At 72.6% G+C, this 19313-nt stretch carries 23 protein-coding genes; 17 read left to right on the top strand and 6 right to left on the bottom strand.

Annotation, left to right across the window (positions count from 1 at the left end):
* The first annotated feature begins 3 nt into the window (after positions 1-3).
* From ACGF15_RS05385 to ACGF15_RS05400, 4 genes are read left to right on the top strand one after another with little or no spacing between them, the layout of a single operon-like run.
* Positions 4-1002 carry an ABC transporter ATP-binding protein gene (locus tag ACGF15_RS05385; RefSeq protein WP_345614204.1) on the top strand — a complete coding sequence of 333 codons (999 nt, stop codon included), beginning with the start codon at positions 4-6 and terminating at the stop codon, positions 1000-1002.
* Positions 999-2309: an ABC transporter ATP-binding protein gene (locus ACGF15_RS05390; RefSeq protein WP_392796958.1), complete on the top strand. Its 1311-nt coding sequence runs from the start codon at positions 999-1001 to the stop codon at positions 2307-2309. Before ACGF15_RS05385 ends, ACGF15_RS05390 begins: the two co-directional genes overlap by 4 nt.
* 56 nt (positions 2310-2365) lie before the next feature.
* A complete protein-coding gene (locus ACGF15_RS05395) occupies positions 2366-3022 on the top strand; it encodes a trimeric intracellular cation channel family protein (protein ID WP_345614202.1) in 657 nt (218 codons plus the stop codon).
* Between the two features lie 39 nt (positions 3023-3061).
* Positions 3062-3919, top strand: a complete 858-nt coding sequence (locus tag ACGF15_RS05400) for a thioesterase family protein (RefSeq protein WP_345614201.1) — start codon at positions 3062-3064, stop codon at positions 3917-3919.
* Positions 3920-4077: 158 nt separating this feature from the next.
* Here the strand turns inward: ACGF15_RS05400 and ACGF15_RS05405 are convergent, their stop codons facing one another.
* On the bottom strand, positions 4078-4692 hold the full coding sequence (locus ACGF15_RS05405) for a TetR family transcriptional regulator (RefSeq protein ID WP_360649225.1): 615 nt from the start codon (positions 4690-4692) through the stop codon (positions 4078-4080).
* 98 nt (positions 4693-4790) lie between these two features.
* Here ACGF15_RS05405 and ACGF15_RS05410 point away from each other — a divergent pair, with 98 nt between their 5' ends.
* The 3 genes from ACGF15_RS05410 to ACGF15_RS05420 all read left to right on the top strand — a co-directional run bounded on the left by ACGF15_RS05410 (position 4791) and on the right by ACGF15_RS05420 (position 6654).
* Complete coding sequence (locus ACGF15_RS05410; RefSeq protein ID WP_362606705.1) at positions 4791-4943, top strand: hypothetical protein; 153 nt, start codon at positions 4791-4793, stop codon at positions 4941-4943.
* 46 nt (positions 4944-4989) lie between these two features.
* Positions 4990-5331, top strand: a complete 342-nt coding sequence (locus ACGF15_RS05415) for a DUF4190 domain-containing protein (protein WP_362606703.1) — start codon at positions 4990-4992, stop codon at positions 5329-5331.
* Between the two features lie 159 nt (positions 5332-5490).
* Positions 5491-6654, top strand: a complete 1164-nt coding sequence (locus tag ACGF15_RS05420; RefSeq protein WP_392796959.1) for a cysteine desulfurase family protein — start codon at positions 5491-5493, stop codon at positions 6652-6654.
* Between the two features lie 96 nt (positions 6655-6750).
* Here ACGF15_RS05420 and ACGF15_RS05425 read toward each other — a convergent pair whose 3' ends face one another.
* Positions 6751-7443: an N-acetylmuramoyl-L-alanine amidase gene (locus tag ACGF15_RS05425; protein WP_392796960.1), complete on the bottom strand. Its 693-nt coding sequence runs from the start codon at positions 7441-7443 to the stop codon at positions 6751-6753.
* 61 nt (positions 7444-7504) lie between these two features.
* On the opposite strand from ACGF15_RS05425, the gene mnmA reads away from it, so the two are divergent.
* Positions 7505-8632, top strand: a complete 1128-nt coding sequence (mnmA, locus tag ACGF15_RS05430; protein ID WP_360649210.1) for a tRNA 2-thiouridine(34) synthase MnmA — start codon at positions 7505-7507, stop codon at positions 8630-8632.
* Here mnmA and ACGF15_RS05435 read toward each other — a convergent pair.
* Together ACGF15_RS05435 and ACGF15_RS05440 are read right to left on the bottom strand one after the other, a co-directional pair.
* Positions 8601-8810 (bottom strand): DUF397 domain-containing protein, encoded by a 210-nt coding sequence (locus ACGF15_RS05435; RefSeq protein ID WP_362606695.1) that lies wholly within the window; start codon positions 8808-8810, stop codon positions 8601-8603. The genes mnmA and ACGF15_RS05435 overlap by 32 nt on opposite strands.
* Positions 8811-9665, bottom strand: coding sequence for a helix-turn-helix domain-containing protein (locus ACGF15_RS05440; RefSeq protein ID WP_392796961.1), 855 nt, complete (start codon positions 9663-9665; stop codon positions 8811-8813).
* Between the two features lie 249 nt (positions 9666-9914).
* On the opposite strand from ACGF15_RS05440, the gene ACGF15_RS05445 reads away from it, so the two are divergent.
* Positions 9915-10400, top strand: a complete 486-nt coding sequence (locus ACGF15_RS05445) for an ATP-binding protein (protein WP_392796962.1) — start codon at positions 9915-9917, stop codon at positions 10398-10400.
* A gap of 2 nt (positions 10401-10402) precedes the next feature.
* Here ACGF15_RS05445 and ACGF15_RS05450 read toward each other — a convergent pair whose 3' ends face one another.
* Positions 10403-10600 carry a hypothetical protein gene (locus ACGF15_RS05450; protein WP_392796963.1) on the bottom strand — a complete coding sequence of 66 codons (198 nt, stop codon included), beginning with the start codon at positions 10598-10600 and terminating at the stop codon, positions 10403-10405.
* A 72-nt stretch (positions 10601-10672) separates the two neighbouring features.
* Here ACGF15_RS05450 and ACGF15_RS05455 point away from each other — a divergent pair, with 72 nt between their 5' ends.
* The 5 genes from ACGF15_RS05455 (at position 10673) to ACGF15_RS05475 (ending at position 15767) form a co-directional block, all read left to right on the top strand.
* Complete coding sequence (locus ACGF15_RS05455) at positions 10673-11578, top strand: alpha/beta fold hydrolase (RefSeq protein WP_392796964.1); 906 nt, start codon at positions 10673-10675, stop codon at positions 11576-11578.
* Between the two features lie 249 nt (positions 11579-11827).
* Positions 11828-12253 carry a hypothetical protein gene (locus tag ACGF15_RS05460; RefSeq protein WP_345614188.1) on the top strand — a complete coding sequence of 142 codons (426 nt, stop codon included), beginning with the start codon at positions 11828-11830 and terminating at the stop codon, positions 12251-12253.
* 19 nt (positions 12254-12272) lie between these two features.
* Positions 12273-14534, top strand: coding sequence for a hypothetical protein (locus ACGF15_RS05465; protein ID WP_392796965.1), 2262 nt, complete (start codon positions 12273-12275; stop codon positions 14532-14534).
* Entirely contained in the window at positions 14534-15061 is a 528-nt protein-coding gene (locus ACGF15_RS05470; protein ID WP_392796966.1) for a hypothetical protein, read from the top strand. Before ACGF15_RS05465 ends, ACGF15_RS05470 begins: the two co-directional genes overlap by 1 nt.
* A gap of 139 nt (positions 15062-15200) precedes the next feature.
* Entirely contained in the window at positions 15201-15767 is a 567-nt protein-coding gene (locus tag ACGF15_RS05475) for a hypothetical protein (RefSeq protein WP_392796967.1), read from the top strand.
* 106 nt (positions 15768-15873) lie between these two features.
* Here the strand turns inward: ACGF15_RS05475 and ACGF15_RS05480 are convergent, their stop codons facing one another.
* Entirely contained in the window at positions 15874-16506 is a 633-nt protein-coding gene (locus tag ACGF15_RS05480; RefSeq protein ID WP_392796968.1) for a hypothetical protein, read from the bottom strand.
* Between the two features lie 391 nt (positions 16507-16897).
* Here ACGF15_RS05480 and ACGF15_RS05485 point away from each other — a divergent pair, with 391 nt between their 5' ends.
* The 3 genes from ACGF15_RS05485 to ACGF15_RS05495 all read left to right on the top strand — a co-directional run bounded on the left by ACGF15_RS05485 (position 16898) and on the right by ACGF15_RS05495 (position 19305).
* Positions 16898-17437 (top strand): TIGR00730 family Rossman fold protein, encoded by a 540-nt coding sequence (locus tag ACGF15_RS05485; RefSeq protein WP_345614183.1) that lies wholly within the window; start codon positions 16898-16900, stop codon positions 17435-17437.
* A gap of 16 nt (positions 17438-17453) precedes the next feature.
* Positions 17454-18143 (top strand): SDR family oxidoreductase, encoded by a 690-nt coding sequence (locus ACGF15_RS05490; RefSeq protein WP_345614182.1) that lies wholly within the window; start codon positions 17454-17456, stop codon positions 18141-18143.
* A gap of 157 nt (positions 18144-18300) precedes the next feature.
* Complete coding sequence (locus ACGF15_RS05495; RefSeq protein WP_392796969.1) at positions 18301-19305, top strand: methionine synthase; 1005 nt, start codon at positions 18301-18303, stop codon at positions 19303-19305.
* Positions 19306-19313 lie beyond the last annotated feature (8 nt).

A 19313-nucleotide genomic window follows, 5' to 3' on the forward strand; every position in this document is an offset into this window, starting at 1 on the left:
CCCATGGCACTGCTCTCTGTCGACGAACTCAGCGTCACCTTCACCGCCAAGGGCCGCAAGGACTCCACCGCCGTGGACGGCGTCTCCTTCGACGTCGACCAGGGCCAGGTCGTCGGCCTGGTGGGCGAGTCGGGCTGCGGCAAGTCGGTCACCTCGCTGGCGCTCATGGGCCTGCTGCCCGACAAGGGCGTCCGCGTCGGGGGCCGGGCCCTGTTCGAGGGCGAGGACCTGCTCACCATGAGCCCCCGCAAGCGGCGCGACCTGCGCGGCAGCCAGCTCGCGATGATCTTCCAGGACCCGCTGTCCTCGCTGAACCCGGTCGTCCCCATCGGCGTCCAGGTCACCGAGATCCTCCAGCGCCACCGCGGCATGAAGGGGGAGGCCGCCCGCAAGGAGGCCGCCCAGCTGCTCGACCGGGTCGGCATCCCCGACCCGGACCGGCGGCTCAAGGAGTACCCGCACCAGCTCTCCGGCGGCATGCGCCAGCGCGCGCTGATCGCCATGGCGGTGGCCTGCGCTCCGCGCATGCTGATCGCGGACGAGCCGACCACCGCGCTCGACGTGACCATCCAGGCCCAGATCCTGGAGCTGCTCAAGGAACTGGTCGACCAGGAGGGCACCGCCCTGCTGATGATCACCCACGACCTCGGCGTCGTGGCGGGCCTGTGCGACCAGGTGAACGTCCTGTACGCCGGGCGGGCGGTGGAGTCGGCGGGGCGGCGCGAGCTGTTCGCCCACCCGACGCACCCCTACGCCCACGGGCTGCTCGGCTCGATCCCGCGACTGGACGCGCCGCGGGGGGAGCCGCTGAGCCCGATCCGCGGGTCCATCAACGACCGCATCTCCTGGGCGGACGGCTGCGCCTTCGCCCCCCGCTGCGACCACTACACGATGGAGTGCCTGACCGGCACGCCCGAACTGACCGAACCGCGCGCCGCGGGCCACCAGGTGCGCTGCGTCAACCCGGTCCTTCCCAAGCCCCAGGCGGAGGTCTCGGCATGAGTCTGCTCGAACTGGACGACGTCAAGGTCCACTTCCCGGTGCGCAAGGGCATCCTGTTCGACCGCACGGTCGGCCATGTCTACGCCGTCGACGGCATCTCGCTCACGGTCGAGGCCGGCCAGACCTACGGCCTGGTGGGCGAGTCGGGCTGCGGCAAGACCACCCTGGGGCGGGCGGTGCTGCGGCTGGTGGACATCACCAGCGGCGGGGTCGTCTTCGACGGCACGGACCTGGCCCGGCTGCCCGGGGAGGAGATGCGCGGCTTCCGCAGACGTCTGCAGATGGTCTTCCAGGACCCGCTGGGCAGCCTGAACCCGCGCCAGAACATCGAGTCGATCCTCAGCGAGGGCATGGCCGCGCACGGGATCGGCAGGGACCAGGGCGAGCGCCGGGAGAAGATCAAGGACATCCTGGCCAAGGTCGGGCTCCCGGCCAACGCGCTGTCCCGCTACCCGCACGAGTTCTCCGGCGGCCAGCGCCAGCGCATCGGCATCGCCCGCGCGCTGGTGCTGGAGCCGGACGTGATCATCTGCGACGAGCCGGTGTCGGCCCTCGACGTCTCGGTGCAGGCCCAGGTGATCAACCTGCTGGAGGAGCTCCAGCAGCAGCTGGGCCTGACCTATCTGGTCATCGCCCACGACCTGGCCGTCGTCCGGCACATCTCCGACGTCATCGGCGTGATGTACCTGGGCGGACTGGTGGAGGAGGCGCCGAGCGACGCCCTCTACGAGTCGCCCCGGCACCCGTACACCAAGGCGCTGATGTCGGCGGTGCCCGTACCGGACCCGGAGGTGGAGGACGCCCGCGAGCGGATCCTGCTCGCGGGCGACCTCCCGTCGCCCGCGAACCCGCCGAGCGGCTGCCGCTTCCACACCCGGTGCCCCTGGGCGCAGGAGCGGTGCGCGAGCGAGCGGCCCGTCCTGACCGACCTGGGGGAGGGGCACAAGGTCGCCTGCCACTTCGCCCGCGAGATCGAGGAGGGCACCGTCGAGCAGACGCGCTCGACCGGGATCGACGCGGTGGTCGCGACGAAGGCGGTGGTGCGCAAGGACGCCGAGGTCGCCCAGGAGTCCGGGGACCCGGCGGCGGCCGGGGTCCCGTCCGCCGCCGCGGAGTCCGGGGCGGACGCCTCCGGCGACACCGGCCGGCCAGGGGCCGCCCAGGATGCCGACGCCGCCGGCCGGCCCGCTACCGGGCCCGCCGCGGCGGAGGCCGACGCCGGCGGGGCGGACGAGGCCCCGGCCGTGCCCGCGCAGAGCACGGCCGAGTCCGCGGACGCGGCGGAGCGGTCCCCGGGGACGGGCTGAGCGGTCCCGGAGGCGGCGGGGACACCGGACGGGGACGCACACGGTAGAACTGTCCGGTGTTCCAAGAACTCTTCACGCCCTCCGTCCAGCACGCGCTCGACCTCATGGGGATCTTCGTCTTCGCGATCTCGGGCGCACTGCTCGCCGTGCGCAAGAACTTCGACGTGTTCGGCATCGCCGTGCTCGCCGAGGCCACGGCGCTGGGCGGGGGGCTCTTCCGCGACCTGGTGATCGGGGCCGTGCCCCCGGCCGCCTTCACCGATCTCGGCTACTTCCTGATGCCGCTGGTCGCCGCGGGTCTGGTCGTCTTCCTCCACCCCCAGGTGGAGCGCATCCAGACCGGGGTCAACGTCTTCGACGCGGCCGGGCTCGGCCTGTTCTGCGTGACCGGGACGACGAAGGCGTACGAGTACGGCCTCGGCCTCACCTCCTCCGCCGTCCTCGGGCTGGCGACGGCCGTGGGCGGCGGTGTGCTGCGCGACGTCCTGGCCAACGAGGTGCCCTCGCTGCTGCGCTGGGACCGCGACCTGTACGCGGTACCGGCGATCGTCGGGGCCACCATGGTGGTGCTCTTCATCCGCTTCGACACCCTCAACGCCGTCACCAGCGGGCTGGCCGTGGTCACGGCCTTCAGCCTGCGGTTGCTGGCCCTGCGCTACCGCTGGCGTGCCCCGCGTGCCTGGAACCGCAGGTCGGAAGCGACCGAAGAGTAAAAGCTACCGCTTAGTAATTGCCTGTTGTACGGTACCGCCATGGCACAGGCACAGGCACAGCCGACGCGCGCCGCCGTCGGCGACAGCGAGTTCGACCGCGACACCGCCGTGACGCGGCGCGAGCCCGGCGTCTACGACGCGGAGCTCTCGGCGGGCTGGACCATCATCTCGGCCGTCAACGGCGGCTATCTGCTGGCGCTGCTCGGACGGGCGCTCGGCGAGGCCCTGCCCCACTCCGACCCCTTCACGGTCTCCGCCCACTACCTCACCGCCTCCCGGCCCGGCCCGGCCGTGATCCGCACCGAGGTGGTGCGCACCGGCCGCACCCTGTCCACCGGACAGGCCTCCCTGGTCCAGTTCGAGGACGACGGCACCGAGGTGGAGCGCATCAGGGTGCTGGCCACCTACGGCGACCTCGACGGGCTGACCCCGGAGGTCCGCACCAGCGCGGCCCCGCCCGCGATCCCGCCGATCGAGCAGTGCCTCGGTCCCGGGGACGGCCCCGCGCCCATCCCCGGCAGCTCCGCGATCACCGACCGCCTGGACATCCGCCTCGATCCGGCCACGGTCGGCTGGGCGGTCGGCGCCCCCTCCGGCAGGGGCGAGATGCGCGGCTGGTTCGGTCTCGCGGACGGCCGCGACCCCGACCCGCTGTCCCTGCTGCTGACCGTGGACGCGCTGCCGCCCACCTCCTTCGAGCTCGGGCTGACCGGCTGGACGCCGACCGTGGAACTGACCACGCATGTGCGCTGCCGCCCCGCGCCCGGCCCGCTCCGGGTGTCGATCACCACCCGCAACCTTGCGGGCGGCTTCCTGGAGGAGGACGCCGAGGTCTGGGACTCGGCCGACCGCCTGGTCGCCCAGTCCCGCCAGCTGGCGAGGGCCCCGAGGCCCTGAAGCCGCGGGTCCGGGCCTCCCGGGCGACGGGCCCCTGAGGCCCCCGGGCGGTCCGCTGTCCCCGTACGGGAGCCCCGTTTCCCCCGGCCGGTGAGGCCGGGGGAAACGGGGCTGCCGCCGTCGTGCCCGCACCGGTTCCGGCGCCCCGCGGAGCGCCGTCAGTCCAGCCAGTGCCGGCGCCCCAGGCTGATGAGCCGGAGCCTCCTGCGTGCCAGCCCGGCGATCTCCTCCTCGCCCCCGGGCCCCGCCTCCAGCAGCGCCGAGGCGGTCACGACCATGTGGTCGACGTACAGGCCGGCGAGCATCCGCAGGTCCTCCGGGCTCCACCCCGCCGCCTCCGGTTCGTCCGCGAAGGCCGCCGCGACCTCGTCGCCGAACTGCCGCAGCTGTCTCCCGATCGCCTCGCGCACCGGAGCGACACCGCCGTGCTGCTCCCGGGCCAGGAAGCGCACATGGGCGGGTGAGGTGCGCACCAGCGCGGCGACCACCGCGACGGAGTGGTCGATCCTCGCCGCGTCGTCGGCCTCCGCCAGCGCCTCGCCGATCGTGGCGTGCAGGGCGCCCAGCGACTCCTCGACGAGCGCGACGCCGAGGTCCGCCATGTCCCGGAAGTGGCGGTAGAAGGCCGTGGGGGCGACGCCCACCGCCCGGGTGACCTCCCGCAGCCCCACGCTGGACAGGCTCTGCGTCTCCAGGAGGCGCAGCGCCGCGTCCATGAGGGCCTGGCGGGTCTTCTGCTTCTGCGCCTGGCGGATTCCGACCGTGTGACTCATGCCATTCAGTAAACAACCGTTCGCCGCGGAGGGGAATGGGTAGACTCAGATTCAGTGAACAGTCGTACTCTCAAGCTCCGTTCACCGGAAGGAAGACCGTGATCATCCTCGTAGCCGCCCTCCTGCTGATGGGCGTGATGCTGGGCGCCGTGGTCCACCTCCCCGCCCCCGTCTCGCTCGCCGCGGCCGCCGCCATCGGTGCCTGGCTGCTCGTCTTCGCCGTACGCGAGCGCCGCGCCCGGCGCGGCTGAACCGCTCCGCGCCGCCCACCCGACCCACGGAAGGAGAACCACCGCCATGACCCTGCTGCTCCCGCCGCACCACACGGAGCGCGACCGCGCACGGCCCGCGGGCCGCGCCCCCCGCGACCCCGGGACCCCCGCCCCCCAGGGGCGCCGGCCGCGGGGCGACGCCGACGGCATGGCCGTCGCCGCCTTCGTCCTCGGCCTCGTCGGCCTCCTCGTGATGAACATCGTCCTCGGCCCGGCCGCCGTCGTGCTCGCCTCGCTCGCCCTGCTGCGGGGCACCACCCGCCGCGGACGCGCCCTCCTCGGGCTCGCCCTCGGCATCGCCGACCTCGTGGTCCTCGCCGCCGTGGTGACCGCGGGCGGCAACGTCGTCTGGGGCTTCGGCTCCTGACGACGGGCCTCCTCCCTCCGCACAGGGCGGAGGGCGCACGCGGGGAGAGCCGCCCCGCCCCTTGCGGGCCCCCGAGGTCCCGGGGGCGCACGCCGGACGAGCGTGCACCCCTGCGCCGCGTCCGCGCCCCCGCGGCCGCCTCGTAGAATCGGGGCCACCATGGCATACCTCGACCACGCCGCGACCACCCCGATGCTTCCGGAGGCGGTCGAGGCGATGACCGCCCAGCTCGTCGCCACCGGCAATGCGTCGGCCCTCCACGCCGCCGGCCGCCGGGCCCGCCGCACCGTCGAGGAGGCCCGCGAGAGCCTCGCCGAGGCGCTCGGCGCGCGACCCAGCGAAGTCGTCTTCACCTCGGGCGGCACCGAGGCCGACAACCTCGCCGTCAAGGGCCTGTACTGGGCGCGCAGGGACGCCGACCCCGCCCGCACCCGCGTCCTCGCCAGCCCCGTCGAGCACCACGCCGTCCTCGACGCCGTCGACTGGCTCGCCGAGCACGAGGGCGCGACCGTCGAGTACCTGCCCGTCGACCCCCACGGCCGGGTCCGCCCCGAGGCCCTGCGGGAGGCGATCGCCCGCAACCCCGACGACGTGGCCCTGGCCACCGTGATGTGGGCCAACAACGAGATCGGCACCGTCTTCCCCGTGCACGAACTCGCCTCCGCGGCCTCCGAGTTCGGTGTGCCGCTGCACGCCGACGCGGTCCAGGCCGTCGGCCAGCTCGACGTGGACTTCGCCGCCTCCGGCCTGGCGGCCATGACCGTCTCCGGCCACAAGATCGGGGGCCCCTACGGCATCGGGGCCCTCCTCCTCGGCCGCGAGTACACCCCCGTGCCCGTCCTCCACGGAGGCGGCCAGGAACGCCATGTGCGCTCCGGCACGCTGGACACCCCGGCCATCGCCGCCTTCGCCGTGGCGGGCCGTCTCGCCACCGGGCGCCGCGAGGAGTTCGCCCGCACGGTGGGCGCCCTGCGCGACTCCCTGGTGCGCGCCGTCCTCGACGCCGTCCCGGACGCGGTCCTCGGCGGCGACCCGGTCGACCGGCTCCCCGCCAACGCGCACTTCACCTTCCCCGGCTGCGAGGGCGACTCCCTGCTGCTGCTCCTCGACGCCCAGGGCATCGAGTGCTCCACGGGCTCCGCCTGCACCGCGGGCATCGCCCAGCCCAGCCACGTCCTCCTGGCCACCGGCACCGACCCGGACCTGGCCCGCGGCACGCTGCGCTTCAGCCTCGGCCACACCTCCACCCAGGCGGACGTGGACGCCCTCGCCGCCGCCATCGGCCCGGTCGTGGAACGGGCCCGCACCGCCGGTCTCAGCTGAGGCCGACGACCCCCGGCCCGGCGGGCCCCGGCGGGATGCCCCGGGCTGCGCGGCGGGCCGGGGCGGCCCGGCCCGCTCCGCCCGGGAGCGGTCCCCTCAGGCCCCGCGGTCCGCGGCGCGGCGCGCCTGCGGCAGCGCCTCACGCACCAGCCGCAGGTAGCGGTCCCAGTCCCAGTGCGGGCCCGGGTCGGTGTGGTCGGTGCCGGGGACCTCGACATGGCCGACGATGTGCTCGCGGTCCGCGGGGATGTCGTAGCGTGCGCAGACGTCGGCCGTCAGCCGGGCCGAGGCCGCGTACATCGCGTCGGTGAAGTCCTCGGGGCGGTCCACGAAGCCCTCGTGCTCGATACCGATGCTGCGCTCGTTGAAGGAGCGGTTGCCCGCGTGGTACGCCACGTCCAGCTCGCGGATCATCTGGGCCACGTGCCCGTCCTTGCGGACCACGTAGTGCGTCGCGGCCCCGTGTGTCGGGTCGCGGAACACCTTCAGCGCGGTCGGGTAGCTGCCCTGGACGACATGGATCACGACACGGTCGATCTCGTAGTCGTCCGGCCGGTAGGCCAGCCGCCAGTTCGCCGCGTTGGCCGCGATCCACTGGGCGCCCGCGTGGTCGATCTCCCCCTCCTTGCGGGGCGGCCGCACCCACGGCATACCGCGCCACAGCCGCCGGACCTCGTCCTGGACGAGATAGCCCCCGCCGAGGACCGCCGCACCGCCCCCGAAGAGCACGGCCCGGCGCGTGACCCTGCCCTTGCCGCCGCCGCCACCGTGCCCGCTCTCGTTCCCCATGCCCGTGACAACGCCTATCCGCGAGCTTTCGGTTCCCCGGCACCCTTACCCTGGTGGGGCTATGACTGAGACCTCTCCGCGTCCCCTCCGCGTCCTCGCCGCCATGTCCGGCGGAGTCGACTCCGCCGTCGCCGCCGCCCGGGCGGTCGAGGCGGGGCACGACGTCACCGGCGTGCACCTGGCCCTCTCCGCCAACCCGCAGTCCTTCCGCACCGGAGCGCGGGGCTGCTGCACGATCGAGGACTCACGCGACGCCCGCCGCGCGGCCGACGTCATCGGCATCCCCTTCTACGTGTGGGACCTCGCCGACCGCTTCCGTCAGGACGTGGTGGACGACTTCGTCGCCGAGTACGAGGCCGGGCGCACGCCCAACCCCTGCCTGCGCTGCAACGAGAAGATCAAGTTCGCCGCACTGCTCGACAAGGCCCTTGCGCTCGGGTTCGACGCGGTGTGCACGGGGCACTACGCCACGGTCGTCCTCCGCGAGGACGGCGTCCGCGAGCTGCACCGCGCCAGCGACATGGCCAAGGACCAGTCCTACGTCCTCGGCGTGCTGGACGAGCGGCAGCTCGCCCACGCCATGTTCCCGCTGGGCGACACCCTCACCACCAAGGACGAGATCCGGGCGGAGGCCGAGCGGCGCGGTCTCGCGGTCGCGAAGAAGCCCGACAGCCACGACATCTGCTTCATCGCCGACGGCGACACCCAGGGCTTCCTCGCCGACCGCCTCGGCCGGGCGGAGGGCGACATCGTCGACGAGAGCGGGACCAGGCTCGGCAGCCACGAGGGGGCCTACGGCTTCACCATCGGGCAGCGCAAGGGCCTGCGCATCGGCCACCCCGCCCCCGACGGCAAGCCCCGCTACGTCCTGGACATCTCCCCGGTGGACAACACGGTCACCGTCGGTCCCGTCGAGGCGCTGGACGTGACCGGCCTCACCGCGATCAAGCCCCGCTGGTGCGGCACCGCCCCCGAGGGCCCCGGCCGCTACACGGCGCAGCTGCGCGCCCACGGCGGCGAGTGCGCGGTCTCGGCGGAGCCGGTCGACGGCGCCGAACTGCGCGTCACCTTCGACGAGCCGGTCCGCGGTGTGGCGCCGGGGCAGGCGATCGTCCTGTACGACGGCACCCGCGTGGTCGGTTCCGCGACGATCTCCGCTACCGTCCGCCGGACGACCGAGGCCGCCTGAGCGCGCCGAGGAACGCGGCGAAGGCGGGGGCGCCGACACGCAGGGCCCGGTCCGGGGCGACGCTGTCCCGGACGGCCACGGCGTCCTCGCCGAGGCGGGCCATCTCCACGCAGTTGTTGCCGCCGCCCGCGCAGTACGACGATCTGCGCCAGCGGGCGGCGGGTGTGCGCCGGTCCATTCACAGTCCTTTCGCCATGGACCGGATGAAGTCCTGTGAGTCGTCGGCCGGCAGCGCCGACTGTTCCATCAGGTCCAGCAGCGAACGATAGTTCGCCAACGGCGTCGGTGCGTCAACGAAGTTGGCCCCCAACGCGGTGTCGAGCTGCACCGTGTCCAAGGCCCGCACCGGACCCTCCGCGTACAGGACCGACTGCCCCGCGCCGTGGAACTCGCCTGCGCTGAACGGGATCACCAGCAACCGGATGTGCGGCTGGGCGCAGGCGTCCGCGAGGCGCTCCAGCTGCCTGCGCGCAACGGATCGGCCGCCGAACTCCAGCCTGAGGGCGGCCTCGTGGATGATCCCGGTGTACGGCGTCGGGGTGTCCCCCTGGAGCACCGACTGCCGCTGCATGCGATGCGCCACGCGCAGCTCGACATCGAGACGGGACAGTCTGGGCACGGCCAGCCCGAAGATCGCGCGGGCGTGGTCCTCCGTCTGCAGCAGGCCCGGCAGATGCACGGTCTGGGCGGTCCGGATGCGGACGGCGTGGTGCTCAACCTCCGAGACGTCGAGATGGCCGTCCGGGAGCCGTCCCCGGTAGTCACTCCACCAGTGGTGGCGCCGACGGCTCGCCGCCATGGCGCTCAAGGCGTCGATCAGGTCCTCGTCGGGGCAGCGGTAGTGGCAGGCGAGTTGCCTGACACGGTCCTCGCTGACACTCGTGCGACCGGCCTCGATGTTGGAGATCATCGTTCGGTCGGCCCCCAGCATCGCCGCCGCCTCGCGGATGGAGACGCCCGCACCCTCGCGCATGCGGCGCAGCTCGGTCGCCAGCCGACGCTGACGGCCCGTGGGTGCGGCTCGCGACACCATGGAACGGCTCCCCTTCCTCCTGCTGTCCGGGCAAGCCTGTCAGATCATCGACCCGCGTCGATCAGGGTCGAGTTCTGATTCACTCGTTCGTGAATTCTGACTCACATGTGAGTCCGCAGCGGCCAGGCTTGTGGATCGAGCGGGGGAGCCGACGCGCTGCGGAGCGCACGTCCCGATCCGGGCCGCATGCCTCCATCGAGTCGAGCCCCCACGCCAGAACCCAGCCACCCACCCCCTCACGGAGACGCGATGACCCACGAGGCGACAGCCCCGCACCCCGCCCCCCGGCCCATCCCCCTCACCCGCCCCTGGGAGTACGAGCTGCACTTCCCGCGCGACCCCCGCGCACCCCGCATCGCGCGAGGGCTGCTGCGTGCCGTGCTGTGCGCGCACGAGCTGGGCGAACTCGCCGACCGGGCAGAGCTGCTGGCCTCCCAGCTGGAGACCAACTCCGTCCGGCACACCCCGGGTCCGGCCGCGATGCGGCTGCGCTGGACGCACCCCGTGCTGAGGGTGAGCGTCAGCGACCCCAGCCCCGTCTTCCCGGCGCGCCTCGCCGTGCCCTGTCCGGCGGACCGGGAGGGCGGACGCGGCCTGGAACTCCTCGACCACCTCGCGGACACCTGGGGCGGGGGCGCGCGGGAGGCGGCGGCCCCGGGGCAGACGGGCAAGGTCGTCTGGTTCGAACTCCGCCTCCCCGCAACACCCCCGACACCGCCCGCCCTCGCCGCCTGAGCTCAGGGCGACGGGCGCTCCGGCCAGGCGAAGCCCAGCGCCCGCGCGTACGCGGGTGAGCCGCCGCACACGGTGGCGGCCTCCTTGGGGTCCCGCTCACCGATGCCCCGCAGCACCGGGCGGGACCGCGAGCCGACCGGTCGGTGCCCGGCCGGTCGGCGTGGGACGTTGTCCCGGGTGGGGTCCCGGTGCAGGATCACCTCCGGTACACGTCATTCCGGGACAGTCCTGTCGAAGGATCGGTGTCCCCGGTCGGAGGGACGAGCAGCGACATGCCCGCGGCACCACGGAGGACCGGGACGTACGACGCGCGCAGCGGCTCCGTGACCACCGACGACGGTGTCCGCCTCCACTACCTGGAGGCGGGCTCGGGGCCGGACATGCTCCTCGTGCCGGGCTGGTCGCAGACCGCGGCGCAGTGGCGGCACCAGATCGACCACTTCGCACGGACCCACCACGTCGTCGCGGTGGACCACCGCGGCCACGGGGACTCCGACCGGCCCGACCACGGCTACCGGATCGCCCGCCTCGCGAACGACCTCCACCAGCTCGTCCACGGCCTGGACCTGGACGAGACCGTGCTGGTGGCCCACTCCATGGGCTGCTCCGTCACCTGGTCCTACTGGGACCTCTTCGGCGGCGACCGGCTGGCGCGCCTGGTGCTCTTCGACGAACCCCCGGTCCTGGTCCGGCAGCCCTACTGGCCGGACGGGCTGGCGGACCGTGTCGGCGCGCTCTACGACCTGGCCGTGATCGCCGAGGTCGTGACGGGCCTGCGCGCCCCGGGGGCGGACGCCGAGAGCCTGAGCGCCGAGTTCCTGGACGGCATGTGGAGCCCGGCGGCCCCCGAGGAGGACCGCCGCTGGGTCCTGGCCCGGAACCTGCTCCTGCCGAGGGAGTACGCCGGGAGGCTGCTCCTGGACAACGTGGTGCAGGACTGGCGCGACATCCTGCCCCGGATCACCGTCCCCACCCTCGTCCTCGGCGGTGCCGACAGCCTGATCCCCACCGCCGCCGCCCGCTTCACGGCCTCGGCCGTGCCGGGCGCGGCCCTGCGCATCCTGGAAGGCCGCGCGAGCCACTTCGCTTTCTGGGAGAACCCCGACGCCTTCAACCGGGAGGTCCGCGCCTTCCTGGACGTGCCGGCCGCCGCGGACGGACCCGCCGCCTCGGCCTGAGGCCGCCCGGGCCCCGGGTGGGCGGCCCGCCGGGTGGGCCGCGCCGTGCCACGTAGGATGCGGGCGGCGGGACGGCGGGGGTGAGAGTTCTGAGGCGTGACACACCGGCAGGCGGCCGTGAACGGCGGCAGAGCCGGGCACGCCCGGGACACGGCCGCCACGGCGGCGTCCGGGTGCTCGGACCGTCCTGCCGGGCCGCTGCGCGGTACGCCACCGGCATCGACACCACACATCGTCACGGGGAGAGCAATGGGTTGGGACGAGTGGGACCAGATCAAGTCCGACGTCGCCGCGCGGAGCGACGGCGGCACGCAGCTGAACAGCGCCTCGGGGGCCGACGGCGCCGCCGACCTGCGGACGCACTCCCAGGGCAAGAAGGCCGCGATCAACGCGCTTGAGGTCCACATACGGCCCGGGCTGCGCAGGGTGGGCGTTCACGCCGACGACTCCACGAACTCCACGGAGCGCGAGTTCCTCACCTGGGACACCGGGTCGGGCCTCAAGGACGCGCACGAGGAGTGGGCGAGGCAGGTGGAGATGCTCCAGACCCGGCTCGAAGGCGACCAGGCCGCGCTCACACAGGCGAAGAGCGACTTCCGGTTCGTGGACCACGAGGTGCACGGCCAGGCGTCGTCGGTGACCGTGAACACGTCCGCGACGCGTCGCGACGCCTGAGGGACGGGGGAACACCGACATGCTCAGCTACCGGGACGTCGTCTCCGCCGACCTCGGCTCGCTCACCTCGACGGCCGACGACTGGGACGACATGGCCGACGGTTTCCGCAGGCTCGAAGAGGCCTACAGCGGCACGGTCCTCGGGGTCGCGACAGGGGGTGAATGGGTGGGCATCAGCGCGGCCGCCGCCGCGGTCAAGTTCAGCGCCACCAAGGCCGAGTTCGCGGCGGGCCAGACCGAGGCCCGGGCCATCGCCGACATCCTCAGGGACGCCCACGGCCAGTTCACGCTTCTCGTGGGCGCCGTGCGCGACGTCGTGGAGCAGGCGAAGAAGGACGGGATGGAGGTCGACTCCAACGGGACGGTCCACTTCGACTTCACCGAGCTGAACAAGTACCGGAACGACCCGGACTCCAAGGACCTGGCGGCGGAGAAGCGAGCCGCGGTGGGCGTCTGGAACGAGAAGGTCAAGCAGGCCGTGAAGGCCGTCGACGACGCCGACAAGGGCGTCAAACTCGCCCTGCACGACGCGGCGGGCGTCAAGAGCTTCTTCGAGCGGATGTTTGACTCCGTTCTGGGGCGCGACGGGTTCAACGCGAACGCGGTCGGTGACATCGAGCTGGTGGAGGCCCGCAGGGCCAAGGCCTACGCGGACCAGATCCTGGCCGGTGGCGAGCCGTCCGACCTCGCGGAGTGGGAGCGCCTGATGCGCGACAACTCCCAGGACAGGGTCTTCAGCCAGACGCTGCTCAACTCGCTCGGGCCCGAGGACACGCTCAAGCTGTCGAACCGGCTCAACGACCTCGCGTACCTCGACGACGCCAAGGACAAGCGCTCCTATCTGCACATCAACACGGGGCTGGCGAACTCGCTCGCCACCGCGACACGCGTCCCCGAGTTCCTGGGACCCCGGGGCGCCGACGGCAAGCGGCAGCCGCTGAAGTACGGGAGCGAGGAGTACCAGGAGCGGTTCGGCGAATGGCGGGCCTCCTCCGACGGGCGCTTCTACCGCGAGTGGATCGACGAGCTCGACAGGCTCGGGGACGACGAGTTCGACTCCGAGGTCGTCGGGGAGAAGATCTCGCTGGGCCACGGCCACGGCCAGGAGGTACGGGGCTACCAGAGCCTGGTCACGCTCATGCAGCAGGGCGAGGGGTACTCCCCGTCGTTCGTCTCCGAGGTGACGGACAACATGATCGCGATGGAGAAGAAGGACCCCGACATCTGGGACCTGCGGGGAGACTTCAGCGGCGACAAGGACGGCTGGTTCGCCAACGACCCCGTCGACGGGGCGCTCGGTGTGATGAGCCGCGACCCGGAGGGTACCGCCGTCTACCTGGACCCGGCCACGGACGAGGGCAAGAAGCGCTTCGAGTACCTGCTGGGACAGGGCGACGGCGCGCGCGACTGGGACGTCGTCGACACCAGGGAGTACCGCAAGGTCGAGACCTCCGGTCCGGACGTCGAGGACGCGGACACCCGGGCGGGCCTGGGCGCGGCCCTCACCGCGGCGGCCACGGGCGTGGACCCCTCGGGCGGCGAACCGCGGCCCACGTCGCACAGCGAGGCCAACGACCGCGTCTTCAAGCACAGCCTGGAGTTCCTGTCGAAGCAGGGCGACGAGATGCACTCCGCGCTGCGGGACGACATGGCCAAGATCCTCATCAACCACGGCCGGGAAGTGCACGAGGAGATGAGCGACACGTCGAACCTGGTCTCCAAGGTTGATGAGGATCACCTCCGGGAGATGGCCAAGCAGATTTCTAGAAGCCGTGACTCCTACGACATCCTCAACGCCGGCATAAACTATGCGATCGTTGAGTCATTTCACGATGACGGTGAAGAGCCCTCGAACACTCTGTCCGCAGCTGGTCGCACAATCGGCTTCCTTGAGGAAGCTCGATACAACGCCATGCAGGGAGACCTGCGCGACCTCTCCTGGGAAAAGGCGTGGAGTTATCATACGTCCGGCGCTGTCCTGAACTTCATCCCTGTTGTCGGCGATATCGCGCAACGCGGGGCCGACATGGTCACTTCGTATTGGGTTCAGAGCGAGACCGAACGGCTTGAGGGTGAAGCTGTGCAAGAAAACCAGAGGACGTACGACCGGCGTCAAGCGCAACTGAAGTCGCTAGCCGATCAATGGTACACGGCAAATCCTGAGTGGGCGGCAGAGGAAGCTCAGTACTCAACCCCCAAGGGTAGGTACTACCGAATTGAAGAAGCCGCAAACGCTGGCAACTCTGCTTTCGATGGAAGCTCCGGAGAGAAGGAGTCGTGATGAGGGTTTGGGGGAAGGGGCTTGTCTCCTTTGCGGCTCCGGTCCTAGCCGCGCTGCTTGCTGGATGTGGTTCCGGTGGGCGCGAGTATGCCGTTCCTGAGAAGTTCTGCGGGTACGAGGTCGCCCCTGGTTCCATTTCTCCGCTGCTCCCGGACGGTCAGTCTGTGAAGGACTACTCGAAGAAGCGCTCCGGTTTCATCGCCCACTGTCGGCTCGGAGTTGATGAGCGCATGGCCATCTCCGTCGATGTGGAGCAGAACACCGGGCCCTTGGAGCCCGTGGATATGGACCCGAAGAAGTTCAAGGACGGGGTCGCTGTGAATGTTCCGTTCGCTCAGAGTGCGATTGCGGGGAGTGAGCGGGCCAGGGTTGTCGCGCAGTGCGGCGACCTGTATCCCTGGATGGTCTTCGATTTCTCCTTCTACTCGCCGTACGGCGGAGCGGGCGAGCAGAGGGCCGCTGATGTCGCGGGATTCGTCGAGAACTTCGTGGCAAGCGTGAACCGGGGGCTTCGGTGCGCCACGTAGTTGAGAGGGAGCGGGAGTTTGTTTATGAACTTCGTGGGCGGAGCTGCGCCGGCGTCCTGACCCTGCGTGGCGAACGATGGCTCTCCTTCGGAGTGGGTTTCGTGGGGAATGTGCAGCCGACTCCGAGGGGTAGGGACTCGTGAGGAGAGTTGAACGCCGGCGTGAGCGGGCGGGGGCGGCGCGCAACCCGTACGGGACGGGATTGCTTGCGGGGGTGTTCGCGGCGAGCCTGCTTGCCGGCTGCGCCTCCGAAGCGCGTGGCTACTCCGTTCCCGAGGAGTTCTGCGGTTTCGAGGTCCAGGAGGCCGCGTTGTCCCCGGTGCTGCTCGACGGCGAGAGCCTTGCCGACACATCGCAGGCGGGGGCTGGGTACGTCGCGTTCTGCCGGATCCGTATCGACGGCCGGATTGCCGTGACGGTCGAGGTCAGGGAGTCGAAGGAGGGTGGGCTGCATCCCGAGGACTGGGAGCCCGCGAACTTCAAGGACGGTGCGACGGCGCGGATTCCGTCCACGGAGAAGGCCCTCGTGGGCAGTGACCGGGCGTTGGCTCTCGCCGGGTGCGAGGATCCCTACTCGGCTCTCTTCTTCCGCTTCTTCTTCGACCCGGACCACGGTGTGGAGACCGAGCAGCGTGTGGCCGATGTCGAGGCGTTCGTCGCCGACTTCGTCCCCAGCGTGAAGCGGGGAGTGGGCTGCACCGCCTGACGCCGCGGGCCCGTCGATGCGCACGGCCGCCCTGCGCATCGACGGGCCCGGGGCGTCGGCTCCCCTCCGTGTCCGTGCCGGGGACGCCCGGCCCGTCCGCAGGTCCTCAGCCGATGACCTTCCTGCTGCTGCTGACGATGGAGACCCGCGGGTCGTCCGGGACCGGGCCGCCGGGATCGGTGAAGGTCAGCTCGGTCGGCCAGGACGCGCCCGGGTAGACGCCCACCGTGTCGGTCTCCAGGGAGCGCGTGGCGTCGAAGCCGCCCGCACCGGTCACGCGGACCTCCACGCGGTAGATCGCCCGCCGGGCACCCGTGTTGGCGATCTCCACCGGCACCGCGATCTCCTCGCCGCGCCTGACGGGCGGGAACAGGGTCACGTCCCCCTCCTGTGCGACGGGGGTGCCCGGCGCACCGGCCTCCGCCGTGCCGGGCGAGACCGGAACGGCGCCCGGGACCGCCTCCCGCCGGGCGCGCTCCCTGCTCACCTCGTCCAGCTCCTGCTCCTGCTCGACTTCCTGCTCCGTTGCCTGCTCCTGCTCCTGGCCCTGCGACGGCGACGCGGCAGGAGACGCCGCGGGCGAGGCCGGTGCGGACTCCGCCGGTACCGCGGGCTGCTGACGGGCCGAGGTCTCCGCCGGGGCGTCCGAGGGGGAGCCGCAGCCGGTGGCAAGGACACCCAGCGCGAGCGCCGGGCCCAGCAGGGCGGCACGCAGACGGCCGGTCGCAGGAGGGGACATGGGGTGCTCCGAATTCCGAGGTGCGGCACGAGGACGTGCGGTACGCGGTGGATGCGCGGGCGGTGCGGAACCGCTCCGGAGGGCCGGGGGGCCGACGGCCCCTCCACGGGGCAGCTCCACCGCGCCCACCGCGAGCAGGCGGCCGGACGCGGTGCGGCACCCCACCCGCACCTGCTCCACCAGATCACGTCTCGCGCCCCAGGCGCACCGGGCGGCCGCCGGTAGGGCCGGTTCCCCCGTCGGACATGACCTGATCACGACGGTGGCCGCCTCCCCGTCCCGCCGCCTTCCCGTCCCGCCCCGACGCGCACCAGGGGTGCGCACCGGGCCGGACGGGGGACCCGGTCGACGCGGCGGCAGCCGGAGCCCCGGCGGGCCGTACCGTGGGGCCATGGACATCTGCGTCTTCCTCTCCGCCGCCGACCTCGATCCCTGCTACACCGGCCCCGCCCGGGAGTTCGCCGAGCTGATCGGCAAGGGCGGGCACACCCTGGTCTGGGGCGGTTCGGACTGCGGGCTGATGAAGGTCGTGGCCGACGCGGTCGAGGACACCGGCGGCCGACTGGTCGGCGTGTCCGTGGAGTTCCTCCACGACAAGGTCCGGGCCCGGGCCGACGAGATGGTCGTCGCACGGGACCTCGCCGAGCGCAAGGCGCTGCTCCTCGCCAGGTCCGACGCCGTCGTGGTCATGGTGGGCGGCACGGGCACCCTGGACGAGGCCACCGAGATCCTGGAACTGAAGAAGCACGGCCACCACGGCAAGCCGGTGGTCCTGCTGAACACGGCCGGGTACTACGACGGCCTGAAGGAGCAGTTCCGGCGGATGGACGCGGAGGGCTTCCTGCCGCTTCCCCTCACCGACCTGGTGTTCTTCGCGGAGGACGGCGTCGGGGCGATGGCCTACCTGGAGGAGGCCGCGGGCATCCGGTAGTGCGAGCATGGCGGACATGCCTACACATGTGATCACCGGTGCCGGATCCGGAATCGGCGCCGCCGTCGCCCGGCGGCTGCACGAGCGCGGCGACGGCCTCGTCCTCGTCGCACGCGACGCGGGCCGTGCGAGGGAACTCGCGGAGCGCTTCCCCGGAGCCCGGACGCTCGTGGCCGACCTCGGCGACCCGGACCGCATCTCCTGGGCCCTGGGGCACCAGGAGCTGCCGGAGCGTGTCGACGGCCTGCTGCACATCGCGGGCGTCGTGGACCTCGGACCGGTCGGCGAACTCACCCCCAAGGCATGGCGCCACCAGCTGGAGGTCAACCTGATGGCGCCCGCCGAACTGACCCGGCTGCTCCTGCCGCAGGTGCGGGTCTCCCGCGGGCACGTGGTGTTCGTCAACTCCGGTGCCGGGCTGAACGCCCACGCCGAGTGGTCCGCCTACGCCGCCTCCAAGCACGGCCTCAAGGCGCTCGCGGACTCGCTGCGCGCCGAGGAGCACGCGTCCGGGGTGCGGGTCACCTCCGTCTACCCGGGGCGCACCGCCAGCCCGATGCAGGCCAAGGTGCACGCCCAGGAGGGCAAGGAGTACGAGGCCGGCCGCTGGATCGACCCCGAGTCGGTGGCCACCGCCGTGGTCATGGCCCTCGACCTGCCGCGCGACGCCGAGGTCAACGACCTGACGGTCCGTCCGGGGCGCTGACCCGGACCGCCGGGAGGGCCCCCCGGGGCCGCGGGCCGCCGGTGCGCGCCGCCCGCCCCGCCCGGAGGCGGCGCCCGGCGGAGCCCGGGGCCGGGCATCGGGCCCCCGCCGGGCACCGGTCCCGCGGTCCTCCCCGCGCGCCGCGTACGCTGCCCGGGTGAGCGACACGAACACCTTCCCCTGGGCCCCGGCGACCGGAGTGGGGTCCATGCCCGGCGGGGACGCCCGCGAGAGCGCGAAGACCGTGACCGGCACCTTCGAGGACTTCCCCCACCTCGCCGAGCTGCCCGCCCGCGGCCCCGGCGCCGACATGATCGGCCGCAGCCTCGGGCTCCTGGTCGAGATGTACGCACATGTGGAGCCCAGCGGCTGGCGGGTCAGCGACCGTCCCGGACGGGACACCCGCCGGGCCCACTCCTGGCTCGGCGAGGACCTCGACGCGCTGGAGGAGTTCACCCAGGGCTACCGGGGGCCGCTCAAGGTGCAGGCCGTCGGCCCGTGGACGCTCGCCGCGGCCCTGGAACTCCGGGGCGGCGAGGCGGCCCTCGGCGACGCCGGGGCCTGCCGCGACCTCGCCGCCTCGCTGGCCGAGGGCCTGCGCGGGCACCTCGCCGACGTCCGCCGCCGGGTCCCCGGGGCCCGGATCGTGCTCCAGCTCGACGAGCCCTCGCTCACCGCCGTGCTCCGCGGGCGCGTCCGCACCGCGAGCGGCTACCGCACCCACCCCGCGGTCGACCGGCAGGTCGCCGAGTCCGCGCTGCGCGACCTGGTGGCCGTGCACGACGGCCCGGTGGTCGTGCACTCCTGCGCCCCGGAGGTCCCGTTCGCGCTCCTGCGCCGGGCCGGGGCGGCCGGCATCTCCTTCGACTTCGGGCTCCTCACCGAGCGTGAGGACGAGGCGATCGGCGAGGCCGTCGAGGGCGGCACCCGGCTGCTCGCGGGCGTGGTGCCCTCCACGGAGGCCGCATTGTCCGACCCTGGCGGTAGCGTCAGGGGTGTCAGGACGCTGTGGCGCAGGCTGGGGCTGAATCCGGGGACTCTCGCCGAGTCCGTCACCCTCACCCCGTCGTGCGGTCTCGCGGGTGCCTCGCCCGCGTTCGCACGCGCCGCGCTGGCCCACTGCGTCCGGGCCGCGAGATCACTCGCAGACAACCCTGAGTGACGGGGTCA

Source organism: Streptomyces sp. NPDC048001, assembly GCF_043203115.1.
GTDB classification, from domain to species: domain Bacteria; phylum Actinomycetota; class Actinomycetes; order Streptomycetales; family Streptomycetaceae; genus Streptomyces; species Streptomyces sanyensis.